This is a genomic window from Rhizobium sp. BK275, from assembly GCF_014193555.1.
In the GTDB taxonomy this organism is placed as follows: Bacteria; Pseudomonadota; Alphaproteobacteria; order Rhizobiales; family Rhizobiaceae; genus Rhizobium.
Window position 1 is genome coordinate 212,537 of sequence record NZ_JACHZL010000009.1, and the last position, 13,128, is coordinate 225,664.

At 61.8% G+C, this 13,128-nt stretch carries 17 protein-coding genes; 14 read left to right on the forward strand and 3 right to left on the reverse strand.

Translation table 11 applies throughout. From position 1 onward, the window contains the following. The first annotated feature begins 11 nt into the window (after window positions 1–11). From FHT82_RS26525 to FHT82_RS26540, 4 genes are all read left to right on the forward strand, one after another. Window positions 12–332 carry a TraR/DksA family transcriptional regulator gene (locus FHT82_RS26525; protein ID WP_183735683.1) on the forward strand — a complete coding sequence of 107 codons (321 nt, stop codon included), beginning with the start codon at window positions 12–14 and terminating at the stop codon, window positions 330–332. Between the two features lie 121 nt (window positions 333–453). After that, window positions 454–1,122, forward strand: a complete 669-nt coding sequence (locus FHT82_RS26530) for a hemolysin III family protein (protein WP_183735684.1) — start codon at window positions 454–456, stop codon at window positions 1,120–1,122. Between the two features lie 98 nt (window positions 1,123–1,220). After that, window positions 1,221–1,730 carry a GNAT family N-acetyltransferase gene (locus tag FHT82_RS26535; protein ID WP_183735685.1) on the forward strand — a complete coding sequence of 170 codons (510 nt, stop codon included), beginning with the start codon at window positions 1,221–1,223 and terminating at the stop codon, window positions 1,728–1,730. Between the two features lie 104 nt (window positions 1,731–1,834). Continuing rightward, entirely contained in the window at window positions 1,835–2,533 is a 699-nt protein-coding gene (locus FHT82_RS26540) for a pentapeptide repeat-containing protein (RefSeq protein WP_183735686.1), read from the forward strand. Between the two features lie 35 nt (window positions 2,534–2,568). On the opposite strand, the gene FHT82_RS26545 is transcribed toward FHT82_RS26540, so the two are convergent. Further along, the gene (locus FHT82_RS26545) at window positions 2,569–3,315 is read right to left on the reverse strand and encodes a class I SAM-dependent methyltransferase (RefSeq protein ID WP_183735687.1); all 747 of its coding nucleotides are present in this window, start codon (window positions 3,313–3,315) and stop codon (window positions 2,569–2,571) included. Then, window positions 3,312–3,851 (reverse strand): GNAT family N-acetyltransferase, encoded by a 540-nt coding sequence (locus FHT82_RS26550; protein ID WP_183735688.1) that lies wholly within the window; start codon window positions 3,849–3,851, stop codon window positions 3,312–3,314. The genes FHT82_RS26545 and FHT82_RS26550 overlap by 4 nt, the downstream gene beginning before the upstream one ends. Before the next feature lie 77 nt (window positions 3,852–3,928). Between FHT82_RS26550 and FHT82_RS26555 the strand changes: the two genes are divergently transcribed. Then, the gene (locus FHT82_RS26555) at window positions 3,929–5,005 is read left to right on the forward strand and encodes an FAD-binding oxidoreductase (RefSeq protein ID WP_183735689.1); all 1,077 of its coding nucleotides are present in this window, start codon (window positions 3,929–3,931) and stop codon (window positions 5,003–5,005) included. Between the two features lie 30 nt (window positions 5,006–5,035). Here the strand turns inward: FHT82_RS26555 and msrB are convergent, their stop codons facing one another. Next, window positions 5,036–5,449 carry a peptide-methionine (R)-S-oxide reductase MsrB gene (gene msrB / locus FHT82_RS26560; RefSeq protein WP_183735690.1) on the reverse strand — a complete coding sequence of 138 codons (414 nt, stop codon included), beginning with the start codon at window positions 5,447–5,449 and terminating at the stop codon, window positions 5,036–5,038. 213 nt (window positions 5,450–5,662) lie between these two features. Here msrB and FHT82_RS26565 point away from each other — a divergent pair, with 213 nt between their 5' ends. The 9 genes from FHT82_RS26565 (at window position 5,663) to FHT82_RS26605 (ending at window position 13,097) form a co-directional block, all read left to right on the forward strand. Further along, a complete protein-coding gene (locus FHT82_RS26565; protein ID WP_183735691.1) occupies window positions 5,663–5,866 on the forward strand; it encodes a hypothetical protein in 204 nt (67 codons plus the stop codon). A 132-nt stretch (window positions 5,867–5,998) separates the two neighbouring features. Next, window positions 5,999–8,359: a putative monovalent cation/H+ antiporter subunit A gene (locus FHT82_RS26570; protein WP_183735692.1), complete on the forward strand. Its 2,361-nt coding sequence runs from the start codon at window positions 5,999–6,001 to the stop codon at window positions 8,357–8,359. Between the two features lie 298 nt (window positions 8,360–8,657). Continuing rightward, window positions 8,658–9,077, forward strand: coding sequence for a Na+/H+ antiporter subunit B (locus FHT82_RS26575; RefSeq protein WP_183735693.1), 420 nt, complete (start codon window positions 8,658–8,660; stop codon window positions 9,075–9,077). Then, the gene (locus tag FHT82_RS26580) at window positions 9,077–9,454 is read left to right on the forward strand and encodes a Na+/H+ antiporter subunit C (protein ID WP_183735694.1); all 378 of its coding nucleotides are present in this window, start codon (window positions 9,077–9,079) and stop codon (window positions 9,452–9,454) included. The genes FHT82_RS26575 and FHT82_RS26580 overlap by 1 nt, the downstream gene beginning before the upstream one ends. A 100-nt stretch (window positions 9,455–9,554) precedes the next feature. Beyond that, window positions 9,555–11,099, forward strand: a complete 1,545-nt coding sequence (locus FHT82_RS26585; protein WP_183735695.1) for a Na+/H+ antiporter subunit D — start codon at window positions 9,555–9,557, stop codon at window positions 11,097–11,099. Beyond that, window positions 11,099–11,578, forward strand: a complete 480-nt coding sequence (locus FHT82_RS26590) for a Na+/H+ antiporter subunit E (protein ID WP_183735769.1) — start codon at window positions 11,099–11,101, stop codon at window positions 11,576–11,578. Before FHT82_RS26585 ends, FHT82_RS26590 begins: the two co-directional genes overlap by 1 nt. After that, window positions 11,575–11,892 (forward strand): cation:proton antiporter, encoded by a 318-nt coding sequence (locus FHT82_RS26595; protein ID WP_183735696.1) that lies wholly within the window; start codon window positions 11,575–11,577, stop codon window positions 11,890–11,892. Before FHT82_RS26590 ends, FHT82_RS26595 begins: the two co-directional genes overlap by 4 nt. Before the next feature lie 2 nt (window positions 11,893–11,894). After that, the gene (mnhG, locus tag FHT82_RS26600; protein ID WP_183735770.1) at window positions 11,895–12,227 is read left to right on the forward strand and encodes a monovalent cation/H(+) antiporter subunit G; all 333 of its coding nucleotides are present in this window, start codon (window positions 11,895–11,897) and stop codon (window positions 12,225–12,227) included. Window positions 12,228–12,665: 438 nt separating this feature from the next. Beyond that, window positions 12,666–13,097, forward strand: a complete 432-nt coding sequence (locus FHT82_RS26605; protein WP_007821525.1) for a MucR family transcriptional regulator — start codon at window positions 12,666–12,668, stop codon at window positions 13,095–13,097. The last annotated feature ends 31 nt before the right edge of the window (window positions 13,098–13,128 follow it).

Here is a 13,128-nt window from a genome sequence, read left to right on the forward strand (position 1 = left end):
GATTTGAAGCCATGGACACGAAACTTCAGGAAAAGATCCTGCGCGACCGCTGGCACGAACTGACAGCGCGCCTGCGCAAGATCGACACGGACCTCAGCCGCACCAAGCCGGCCGATGATGAAGACCGTGCCATCGAAAACGAGAATGACGAGGTGCTGGAAGGTCTCGGCCAGGCCGGGGAGGACGAGCTTCGCGCCATCGACGCCGCCCTCGAACGCATCGCCAGGGGCACCTATGGCACTTGCGCCCGCTGCGGGGCACGGATCTCCGAAGCCCGCCTTGCGGTCCTGCCGCAGACGCCGCTTTGCGAGGATTGCGCGGCAGACATGTGAGGCTGGGTCATCAAAATCGGGCATGGCTCGTCATAAAGATTTAACCTGACGCCACCAGGCGTCCGGTTGCGCCTTTGCCAATTCGATGCGACGATCCCTTCCGCTGGGTAAGGGTTCGTGTATGGGCGAAATCAACGGCATTCGTTGGGCTTACGACAGATATGAACTGATCGCCGACGGCATCGTCCACGGCGTCGGCCTGTTCTTTGCCCTGATCGGTGCCACCGTGCTGATCTTCTATGCCACCGTCTGGAGCCCCGCCGGCGCGATCGTTGCCGCCTGGATCTACGGCGTCGGGCTCGTGCTGACGCTCGGCATTTCCTTTTCCTACAATATCTGGCCGGTTTCGCGCACCAAATGGTATCTGCGCCGGTTTGACCACTCGGCGATCTTCATCCTGATCGCCGCCACCTACACACCCTTTCTGGAGCGTGGCGCCGACGATTCGTTGCTTTTTGGCATGCTGATCGTCATCTGGGCGATCGCCGCCTTCGGCATCTTCGTCAAATGTGTCTTTCCGGGCAAATACGACCGGCTGGCAATCCTGCTCTACCTCGCCATGGGCTGGAGCGGCATATTGGTGGCCGAACCCGTCGCCTCGCGCATTCCCTATGCCTCCATGCTGCTGATCGTCATCGGCGGTATCATCTATTCGCTGGGCGTCATCTTCCATGTCTGGGAGAGGTTGCGCTTCCAGAATGCCATCTGGCACGGCTTCGTGGTGGCAGCTGCCGCCGTGCATTATTCGGCCGTGCTGACCTGCTTCAGCCTGTCGGTCTCCACCGCGTGATACCTCGCTGATATCTGGCGTTTACATCGGCCCGCGCCCGGCGTATGCCCCAAAAACAAGCTTACTCCGACGAGACCATTCCGAACCGAGCCTGCCATATGACCGATACCGTTCTCATCCGGGACGCCACCGAAGCCGATCTTCCTGTTGTCAGAGATATCTACAATCACGCCGTCGAGCACACGACGGCGATCTGGAACGAAACGCTCGTCGATCTCGACAACCGCCTGGAATGGTTCAAGACCCGCAAGGGCAGGGGCTTTCCGGTCATCGTCGCCGAGATGAACGGCAAGGTCGCGGGTTATGCCTCCTATGGCGACTGGCGCGCCTTCGACGGCTACCGCCACACGGTCGAGCATTCCGTCTATGTCGACAAGGATTGCCGCGGTGCCGGCATCGGTGAGAAGCTGATGCGCGCGCTGATCGAGCGTGCGAGCGCCGGCAATGTCCACGTCATGATCGCCGGTATAGAGGCCGAAAATACCGCCTCCATCCGGCTGCACGAGAAGCTCGGCTTTCGCGTCGCCGGTACCTTTTTCGAAGTCGGCATCAAGTTCGGCCGCTGGCTCGATCTGACCTGCATGGAACTGCGCGTGCCGAAGGCCTGACGGGGCCTTGTCCAGATTGATTGCCGGCGAGGACTAACCATATTTTTATCGTAGTCTGCGCCTTGTAGGAATCTCTGGTGGCGCGACTCGCGGAGGAGAGGTTGATGTTTGGACGCACGGTGCTCGGTCTTTCGGCTTTCCTGGCCATGGCGGCCTATTCGCTGCCGGCGGCGGCTGCCAGTTGCGGCAGTACGGCTTCGCCGGAACTCGACTGGCAGGACTGCAACAAGAAGAACCTGATGCTTCAGGGCAGCGACCTCCAGGGCGCCAATCTCGCCGGCACGGATTTCTCGCTGACCGATCTCGGCGGCGCCAACCTCAAATCCGCCAATGCGGAAAAGGCGACCTTCGTACGTGCCTCGCTGGCCGAGGCAAGCGTTCAGGGCGCCAATTTCGGAAAAATCGAAGCCTATCGATCGACTTTTGCCGGGGCCATCGCCGATGGCGCAAGCTTTGCCGGCGCGGAATTGCAGCGGGCCGATTTCACTGGCGCGCAACTCACAAAGGCAAATTTCGAGAAGGCCGAGCTTGGCCGCGCCAATTTCGACAAGGCCGTTTTGACCGGTGTCAGCTTTGCGCTCGCCAATCTCTCCCGCGCCGATCTGACGGGCGCGCGCTTTGAAGGACCGATCAGTTTCGACCGCGCTTTCATGTTTCTGACCCGCATCGAGGGACTGGATCTGTCCGCCGCCACCGGCCTGCAGCAGGCGCAGATCGACCTTGCCTGCGGCGATTCCTCCACCAAGCTGCCTTCGGGGCTTTCCGTCCCTTCCAGCTGGCCCTGCCCGCAGGAGCAGGATTGAGCTCCGGAGCTGCTTGAAAACAGAGCCTTTCCTGTTCAGGCAAGCCGCCCGACCGGAATGATCTCGCGCGACTGCGTATGGAAGGGGTTGCCTTCCCAATCGCCGTACCATGCATCGACGGTTAGTCCGGCATCGCGCATCAAACCCGAGAGCTTGTCGCGCGGGGTATAGAGGATTTTCGAGCGACCGGCGAAATGCTCGCCCGTTGCAAGAACGCGGTAGCCGTTCTCGTATGAAAGAACGCCGGTCGCCTCGTCGTAATGCGACTCGCCCGAGGCCTCGATCACACCAAGCTCCTGATGTTCGAGCTGACGCACGCTGCTGTGGCGTACATTGCGCTCCCTCTGGAAACCGGGATTTCGCGTATCGAACACGAACCGGCCGGCAGGGTTGAGATGCACGGCGATTGTCGCAAGGGCGGCACGCTGGTCCTCTTCCGTCAGGAAGACCTGAAAGGCATGGCCCGTCAGCACGACGAGATCATATCTCTTCCCGAGGCGCACGGTGCGGGCGTCGCCCTCGATCCATTCCACTCTATCGCCACCCGGCCGCGCCCTGCCGATATCGAGCATCGCCACAGCCGGATCGACGCCGGTGACGATACGGGTTGCAGCAAGGGCGGCCGTCAGCTCGCCGGTGCCGCAGCCGAGGTCGAGCACGGACTGCGCGCCTTCCGCCAGCGTCATGCAGAAATCGAAATCCGGCCCCCAGCGATTGGCGGCATCGTAGAATTGCGCCAGCGAAGGGTCGCGGTAGAGGGGATCGTCGGAAATCTTGCTCATGCACCTGGCTTTCTGTCACTGATATAGAGATAGCGCTCCACCGTCTCGCCTGCCGCGTTCTGCTTGCTGAAGACCTCCCGTCGCTGGTGCACCCGCCCGGCGACCTTCTGCGAAGGAAGATTTTCCAGGCTGACGATACTGACGAGGCGCGACAGGCCCATGACCGAGAAGGCATGGTCGCGACAGGCGGTTGCGGCCTCGGTGGCGTAACCCTTGCCCCAATAATCCCGCCAGAGATGGTAGCCGAGTTCCGGCTCCATGCCGCGCGATGTGTCCTGCAGCGTAATCCCGCAGTCGCCGAGCATGTCGCCGCTCTCACGGTCGATCACCGCCCAGAGGCCGAAGCCATTCTTCTCGTAGCTTCCGAAGGCGAGCCTGTCGAAGAAATCGCGTGTTGCCGCGGCATCCTTCACGGAGGGATAGTATCGCATGCACAGGAGATCGCCGAAGATACGCTCGAGCACCGGCAGGTCCGCAACGGTGATTTCGCGCAATATTAACCTGTCGCTGCGCAGGATTTCCCGCACGTCGGCCATTGTTTCATCCCTCTGTCACGGAGCGCGCCTAAGTCCGCGCCCACGTCTTCAACCCGCTTTATACGAGAGACCGCGCCATGGCATCTGCCAAAATAAGCGTCATCATCGTCGGCGCCGGCATTGTCGGGGCCTCGCTCGCTTTCCATTTCGCCCGGCGCGGGGCCACCGTTCACGTGGTGGAGGAGGGCGCACGACCGGGCAGCGGCGTGACGGCACGTGCCTTCGGCTGGGTGAATATCATCAATATTGCGCCGGGAGCCGTAAATTACGGTCTGGTGCAGGAAGCGCTGGCTGAATATGCCCGCCTGCAGGCAGACCTGCCGGGTGGCTTCACCGCTGCGCGACCCGGTTCGCTCTTCTGGCTCGAAAGCTCCGCTGAAACCGAAGCCTTCGCCGCAGCCCATCGCGCTGCAGGCACGGACGTCGAACTGGTCGATGCCGCGACGATCGCCGCATGGGAGCCCAATCTGCTTGAGCCTCCTGCCTGCGCCGTCTTCTCGCCCCGCGATCTCGCGCTCGATCCTGCAAGGCTGGCGCGGGACCTGATCGATGCCGCCATTGCCGCCGGCGCGACCGCCACGTTCGGCCGGAGGGTCGAAAGCCTCCTTCTTTCAGGCGACCGGGTGAGTGGCGTGCGCTTGCCTGATGGCGTGATCGAAGCCGATCTCGTGATCCTCGCGGGCGGAACGGCGGTCGACCGCCTGACGGAGAATCTGAGCTTCCGCACCGGCGTCGAAGCCTCGCCCTCGATCATCCTGCGCTATCGCTGTCCTGAACCAGTCGCGAAGCGCATCCTGCGCGGCCCCGGCCTGGAAATCCGCCAGTCGGCGGACAACATACTGCATGTCGCCAAGGGCTATATCGACGATACGGCGGAGAATGCAGCCGAGAGGGTTGGCGAGCGGATACTGAAGGTCATGCATGAGCGCCTGCGCCTGCCCGAAGGCGTGACGCTCGTCGAAGCCGTCGCCGGTTACCGGCCTTTCTTTTCCGACGGGATGCCGCGGCTTGGTTTCCTGCCCGGTGTCGAGGGCGCCTATGCTGCGGTCGGCCACCCCGGCGTCATTCTCGCGCCGCTGCTCGGCCGGCTCGCGTCGGACCACGTGCTGGAAGGCAGGCGCTCTCCGCTCATTCCGCCGGCTGGCCTGATATGAAAAAACGGACCCGGTGGGGTCCGCTTTCCTTTACTTGCCGGGCTCGAAAACCATCGCATGCCCGTTGATGCAGTAGCGCAGGCCGGTCGGCGGCGGCCCGTCCGGGAAGACGTGGCCGAGATGGGCCTCGCAAGTGCCGCAGCGGATTTCCGTGCGCACCATGCCATAGGTGCTGTCGCGGTGTTCGGTCACCGCATCAGGGGAAACCGGTTCGAAATAGCTCGGCCAGCCGCATCCGGCATCGAACTTGGTATCGGAGCGGAAAAGCGGCGCATTGCAGCTGACGCAGCGATAGAGACCGGTCTCGAAGGAATCCCAATACGGACCGGTAAAGGCGCGTTCGGTGCCGTGCTGACGGGTGATGCGGTACTGCTCGGGGGTCAGCAGTTCCTTCCATTCGGCATCGGTTTTGTGAACTTTTGGGCTAGTGGTCGTTTCGGCCATGGAGTGCTCCTTTCGCCGGGGGCAATCTCTTTTCGTGCGCAAATGTGGGGCGCGGGGCACGATTGATCAAGTCCGGGATCCGGTCTGGGATCAAACCCTGCCGTCTCATCGCCCTATTCGTCGCCTAGTCAATTTGGGGGAAGACGACGAATCACCCGTGCTTTATTTTTAGTGTGCCACTAAGCTTAATAGTGCGCTTTTCGGGGACATCAGGTGTTTCATTCTTTAATTCTGGTTCTATACGGCGCAATCGCCGCGATCGCCTTGGGCGTGACCCTGCTGGAAGGCTGGGTCAACCACGATCGCTGGACCATACACCGCATTGCAGGGCTGATCGCCTGCCTTTTCTGGCCGCTGCCGCTTGCCTTCTTCATCCTGCATGGTTCCGTTTCCCGTCTCGCCGCACGCCTTTCCTGAACGTCAAGCCTGTGAAAATAACTTTCGGCACCCACTGCGGGCGCCCGAAATTGCTTGAGGCCATCGGCCGATTCACCTAAGCCTTGGAAAAGGCTATTTTGCTGGCGTTCATCCGTACCGCGGGGAGGGGACATGGCCGATGTTACGGCTCTGACATTTCTGGCCCTGTGTCTGCCGCTGATCGGTGCTCTCGCTGCCCCCTTCGTCATCCGCGTTTTAGGCGCTGGCGGCGCCTGGATGCTCGCCCTCGTTCCTTTGCTCGCCTTCCTGCATTTCCTACGTCTGGTGCCGCAGATCGCTCACGGCGAAATCATAACCGGCGGTTATGACTGGGTACCGGGATTGGGCGTCCGCTTTTCCTGGTTCCTGGACGGCTTGTCGCTCACCTTTGCCCTGCTCATTACCGGCATCGGCACGCTCATCGTGCTCTATGCCGGCGGATACTTGAGGGGTCATCCGGATCAGGGCCGGTTCTTCTCTTTCATCTTCCTTTTCATGGGCGCGATGCTCGGCGTCGTGGTCTCCGACAGCTTCCTGATGTTCTTCATCTTCTGGGAGCTCACCTCCATCACCTCCTTCCTGCTCATCGGTTTCGATCACGAGCGCGAGGCCGCACGGCGTGCAGCTCTGCAGGCGCTCGTCGTCACCGGGGGCGGAGGATTGATACTGCTCGCCGGCCTGCTCCTGCTCTGGGGCATGACCGGTGTCGCGCAGCTGTCCGAGCTCATGCAATACGGCGATGTCGTCAGGGGCAGCCCTCTCTATTTCGCGACATTGCTGTTGGTGCTTGGCGGCGCCTTCACCAAATCGGCGCAGTTTCCTTTTCATTTCTGGCTGCCGAATGCCATGGAGGCGCCCACGCCCGTTTCCGCCTACCTCCATTCCGCCACCATGGTGAAGGCCGGCGTCTATCTGCTGATGCGGCTGAACCCGGTCATGGGCGCGACGCCAGCATGGGAGGTCCTGCTGCCCGTCTTCGGCGGCCTGACGCTCGTCACCGGCTCGGTGCTTGCCATCCGTCAGACGGATCTGAAGCTGAAGCTCGCCTATACGACCGTCTCTTCCCTCGGCCTGCTAGTGCTGCTCACCGGTTTCGGGTCTGACTATTCCATCAAGGCAGCGGTGCTCTATCTGGTGGCGCATTCGCTCTTCAAGGGCGCGCTCTTCATGGTCGCCGGCATCATCGACCATGAGACTGGCACGCGCAACATCACGCGGCTTCGGGGCCTGCGAAAGGCCATGCCGCTGACCTTTGCGATCGCGATGGCCGCCGCCCTTTCCATGGCCGGCCTGCCGCCCTTTTTTGGCTTCCTCGCCAAGGAGGAAATCTATACGGCACTGGCTGCCGGCGATCCCTATTCCATCCTGTTCGCGGCCATCGCGGTTTTCGGCAATGCACTGATGTTTGCGATCGCCTTTGCCGTGGCGCTGAGGCCCTTTACCGGCCGGCCGGTGGAAACGCCGAAACATCCGCATGAGGCGCCGGTCCTGCTCTGGCTCGGCCCGGCAGTCCTCGCGCTCGCAGGACTGCTTGCTGCGCTCTTTTCCGGCTTCACACATGGCGCGATATCCTCGCCCATGGCCTCTGCCGTTGCCGGCAAGGCAACCACCATCATCTCTATTACGCTCGCGCCGCATGTCGGCGTGCCGCTGGCCCTGTCGCTGCTGACGATGGTGCTCGGCATCGCCGTCTACTGGCAGCTCGACCGCGCTCGTACTCTTGTGGCGTTTCTCCTGCATTCCGTCCGGGGTCCGGATCGCGGCTTCGACCATGTCATCGCCGGGCTGGTCCGTTTCGCCCATCGCGTCATCGGCATCGTTCAGCCGGGGCGACTGGATATCTATGTCGCCTCCACCTTCGTCTCAGTCGCGGCGATCCTCCTCGTGCCGCTTATCCTCCATGGCGAATTGCCGCAGGCCCTTGCCTGGCCCGCCGGCCTGCGCCCGCATGAGGCAGGCATCATGCTCATCGCGGTGCTCGGCCTTCTTGCCGTCCTGATCGCCCGCGACCGGCTGACGGCGATCGTCTCGCTCGGCATTCAGGGCTTTGCGGTTGCGCTGATCTTTCTGCTTTTCGGCGCGCCGGACCTCGCCTTCACCCAGTTCATGGTCGAAACGCTCGCGGTCGTCATCCTCGCCCTCGTCATGACCCGGCTGCGCCTGTCGCCGACCGATCCGCGCCACGGCGCCCGCCGCCTCTTCGATATCGCCCTTTCGCTTGCCTGCGGCCTCGGCCTCGCGCTGTTGTTGATGCGCGCCACGGAAGCACCGTTCGACACGGCACTCAGCGATTTCTTCAACGCCCATTCGAAGCTGATCGCCCACGGCGCCAATGTCGTGAACGTCATCATCGTCGATTTCCGCGGCACGGATACGCTCGGCGAAATCGCCGTCGTGGCGGTGACGGGATTGGCGATCCTCGCGCTCATCCGCATCCGCGGCAATGCGGAGCGCAGGCTGGCGACGAACGATCCGGATGCGGAGGAGGCATGAGAAACGTCTCTTCAAAGCGCGTTTTCTTTGCAGCGAATGCGATGCCAATGGCGGCGCGTCGCCACACATCTCCCCCTCATTCCTGTGCTTGTCACAGGAATCCAGCGTGCCCAAGTCCTTGGACACGGAAGACTCTCTTCGCCATGAGGAATGAGTCTTTCACGGCGCGGATGCGCCGTGGCTGGATTCCCGTGACAAGCACAGGAATGAGGGAGGATAGGTTTCGGCGCGCCAGATCGGTCGTAATTTGCCTTTCCTCGTCCACCATTTCGGCTACGCGACGAAGCGGAGGCGCCCCATGAACACCCTCATCTTCCGCACCGTCGCACCCTTCATCACTGCGCTGATGCTGCTCTTTTCCGTCTTCATCCTGCTGCGCGGCCATAACGAGCCGGGCGGCGGTTTCATCGGCGGGCTGATTGCTGCTTCTGCGCTCGCGATTTACGGCATTGCATTCGGTGTGCAGGCGGTACGCCGGGCGATCCGCTTTCATCCGCTGGTGATTGCCGGCTTCGGCCTGCTGCTCTCCTGCTGCGCGGGCCTGATCTCCATTTTCTTCGCCGTGCCCTTCATGACCGGCCTCTGGGCCTACCCCACCGTCTTCGGCGTGGAAGTGCCGCTCTCCAGCGTCATGCTCTTCGATCTCGGTGTCTATTTCGTCGTGCTCGGCGCCGTCGCCTCGATTGCGCTGGCGCTGGAAGAAAGGGAGGTGGAGTGATGGAGGCGCTCTTTGCCATTCTCGTCGGCCTGTTCTTTTCGGCGGCCGTCTATCTGATGCTGTCGCGCTTCTCGATCCGCATCATGCTCGGTATCGCCATTCTCGGCAATGCCGTGAATCTCCTGATCTTCGCGGCAGGAAGGCTGACCCGCGAGGTCCCGCCGATCATCCCCACTGGCGTCGATATGCTGCCGTCGGGTGCCGCCAATCCGCTGCCGCAGGCATTGATCCTGACCGCGATCGTCATCTCATTTTCTTTCCTCGCTTTCCTGTTGGTCCTGACCTATCGCGCCTATCAGGAGCTCGGCACCGACGATACGACCCGCATGCATGATGCCGAACCTGAAGACCGGCCGTTGCCGCCGTTGGGATATTGATGGTGAGTAAGATGCGGATGCCTACCCCCCTCTGCCCTGCCGGGCATCTCCCCCACAAGGGGGGTGCCTACCCGACGACCCTCATGGGAGGCACCGCTTAATGGCCGCCCCCATCACCGACCTCTCGGCCGCGATGGTCACCACCCCGATCCCGCCGGTCCATTGGCTGGCGATCCTGCCGGTCGCGCTCTGCATCAGCCTCGGCGCGCTGCTCCTGATGCTGCGCAGCTTTCCCCGCCTGCAGGCATGGATCGCCATTGCCGGCCTCGTTGTCCTGCTGCTTCTCGACGTCGCTCTGCTGCGGCAGGTCGCCCAGAATGGTCCGCTCACCATGGTGATGGGCCGCTGGCTGCCGCCCTTCGGCATTGCGTTCACCGTGGATGTCTTTGGCGCGCTGATGGCACTTGCCGCAGCCGTCGCTGCCCTTGCCGCCGGCATCTATGCCTTGTCGGACACCACCGAAAGCGGCCGGCGGTACGGTTTCTTCCCGCTGTTGATGCTGCTGATATCAGGCGTCACCGGCGCCTTCCTGACCGGCGACATCTTCAACCTCTATGTCTGGTTCGAAGTACTGCTGATCTCCTCTTTCGGCCTGCTGATCCTCGGTTCCGAACGGGCGCAGATCGATGGGGCGCTGAAATATGCCGTACTGAACCTCATCGCCACGACGCTATTCCTGATTGCGGTCGGCATCCTCTATGCGAGCTTCGGCACGCTCAACATGGCCGATATCGCCGAGCGGGCGGCGGGACTCAGTGGCACCGCGCCGCTGATGACGCTTGCCTGCCTCTTCCTCCTCGCCTTCGCCATGAAGGCCGCAGCCTTTCCGGTGAATTTCTGGCTGCCGGCCTCCTATCACACGCCGCGCATCGCCGTTTCCGCGCTCTTTGCCGGCCTGCTGACCAAGGTCGGCGTCTATGCGCTGCTGCGTGTCCTCGTCATGCTGCTGCCTGCCGAACGAGACGAACTCAGCCTGCTGATATCAGTCGTCGGTGCCCTGACCATCCTCGTCGGCGCATTGGGGACGCTTGCCGAAACCGACCTGCGCCGGCTGCTCGGCTATATGGTGATTTCGGGCATCGGCAATATGCTGGTCGGTATTGCTCTCGGTACGGCCGATGGCCTCGGCGGTGCGGTCTTCTATGCGTTGCATTCGGTCGTGCTGATGACGGCGCTCTATCTGCTGGCGGGCGAAGCGGGCAGGCGGGGCGGTTCCTTCTCGATTGCCGCACTGGGGGGGCTCTATCGCCAGAGCGGCTGGTTCGCGGCGATTTCGCTCATGCTGTTCTTCGCCGCCTGCGGCCTGCCGCCCTTTTCCGGTTTCTGGCCGAAGGCGCTGTTGGTTAAGGCCTCGCTCGATCTCAGTGCCTGGTGGCTGGCAGGCGCCGTCCTGCTCGGCGGCTTCCTGCTCACCATCGCTTTCGGCCGCCTCTTCCTGTTTGCCTATTGGCGTCCGTCCCCGCTGCCACTCCCGCCAGTGCGGACCGGCTGGACGGTTGCCCTGCCGCTTGCGGCATTGACGATCCTCGTCATCGGCTTCGGCGTCCTGCCGGAGCAATTGCTGCAGTTCGCTCGGTCGGCGGCCGACGGGCTTGCCGATCCCTCCGCCTATATCTTCTCCGTCTTTCCGGAAGGGACTATATGATGATCGTCCTGTTCCTGAGCTTGCCGCTCGCCATTGCCTGGGTCGCCGTGACAGGCAGCGCCTCGCCGCATAATTTCGTCTTCGGCCTAGCCCTGTCGCTGCTGTCGCTTTCCGTCGTGCGCGAGGCCTTTGCCGACCGTTCGCCGCCGCGCCGTATCCGCCCGCTGCACATCCTCCTGCTTGCCGGCCTTTTCCTGAAAGAGCTGGCGCTTTCGGCCTGGCGGGTGGCGCTGACGGTGCTTTCGCCGCGCATGCAGCTTACTCCCGGCATTCTCGCATTCCCATTGACGGTGACGAGCGATTTCCAGATCACTCTGCTTGCCAACCTCATCACGCTCACGCCCGGCACACTCTCGGTCGATGTGTCAGGGGATCGGCGCACGCTCTACGTGCATGCGCTGGACTGTGCCGATCCGCTGGCGGTCAGACGCGATATTGCCGACGGATTCGAGCGCCGCATTATGGAGGCCTTCGGATGATAACGCCCGCCGCCATCGTTTCCGCCGCCGCCATCGCAGCGCTTGGCATCCTCTGCGTGGCGCTCTTTCTCACCGTCTGGCGGGTCATTGCCGGCCCAAGCTTGCCGGATCGTATATTGGCGCTCGATATGCTGACGGGCATCGCCATCGGCTTCATCGCCGTCGTCGCCGTGCGCACCGGCTTCTCGCTTTACATCGATATCGCCATTGCGCTTGGCCTCGTCGGTTTCCTGGCAACCGTCGCCTTCGCCCGTTTCGTGCTCTCGCGCGGAGAGGTGGGAGAGGCCGGACCTGAGACGCGAAGGAGGAGCTGATGATGATGGACTATGCGCTTGCTGTCATCACCGCTGTGCTGCTGCTGGTAGGCGCCTTCTTCGCGCTGGCGGCGGCGATCGGCATCGTGCGCTTGCCGGATCTCTACACGCGCATGCATGCCGCCTCCAAAGCCGGCACGGTCGGTTCCGGCCTATTGTTGCTTGCCGCCGGGCTTTACTCAGGCGAACTTGCCGTACTTGCCAGAGCGTTGGCTGGTTTCCTCTTTTTCATCCTGACGGCGCCTGTTTCTGCACACCTTCTTGCGAGAGCTTCGCATAAAACTGGGCATTTCCCAGCACGTATCTCAATACGTGACGATATGCGAATGCGCTGAGAGTGAGGGCTATTCAGAATTTTAAGCTAATTTACGCAAACTTATGCACTGGAAGCACGAGTAAAGCTTGCTGACCTGCTGACCAATTCTTTGTGATGGATTTTTTTTCTAGGAAAATCGTAATTAATAATTGGCCTTTTCGGAAAACGATGCTATTTGAAAACTCAAGTAGAGTTCTGATTGTGAATTAGAATCGTACTGCTTCCAAGTCCCCTAGCCTTGATTGCCAATGTCTAACTGGGTGACGGCCTGGAAGAATACGTAGTAGCTCACCTTCAGGCAGTATTGGCGCAGAGAACGGTCTTCGGAATCTAGGGGTGGATTTCCGGTTTTTCGAAACAAAGGCTGCAACCTGCTCTTTTGCTGTTTGGCTCTACGAAGAGGGTTCTTCGTCTTTTGGGAGAAGGACCGTTTGAGCATGCTAACAGGAGAAAGAATATGACGGATATGGCGACCGGCAATGCGCCGGAGCTGCTCGTGGAACTGACGGCCGATATCGTCGCGGCCTATGTCAGCAACCACGTTGTCCCGGTCAGCGACCTGGCCAATCTGATTTCCGACGTACACTCGGCATTGAGCAACACATCCGTACCGCAGCCGGTGGCAGCGGTCGTCGAAAAGCAGAAGCCCGCAGTCTCTGTCCGCAAGTCCGTACAGGACGAGCAGATTACGTGCCTGGAATGCGGCGGTAACTTCAAGTCCCTGAAGCGTCACCTGATGACGCATCATAATCTCGCGCCGGAAGAATATCGCGAGAAGTGGGACCTGCCTGCCGATTACCCGATGGTGGCCCCGGCCTATGCCGAAGCGCGCTCGCGCCTCGCAAAGGAAATGGGCCTGGGACAGCGCCGCAAGCGCGGCCGGGGCTGAGGCCTCTCCCTCCGCTGGACGATACGAAGAG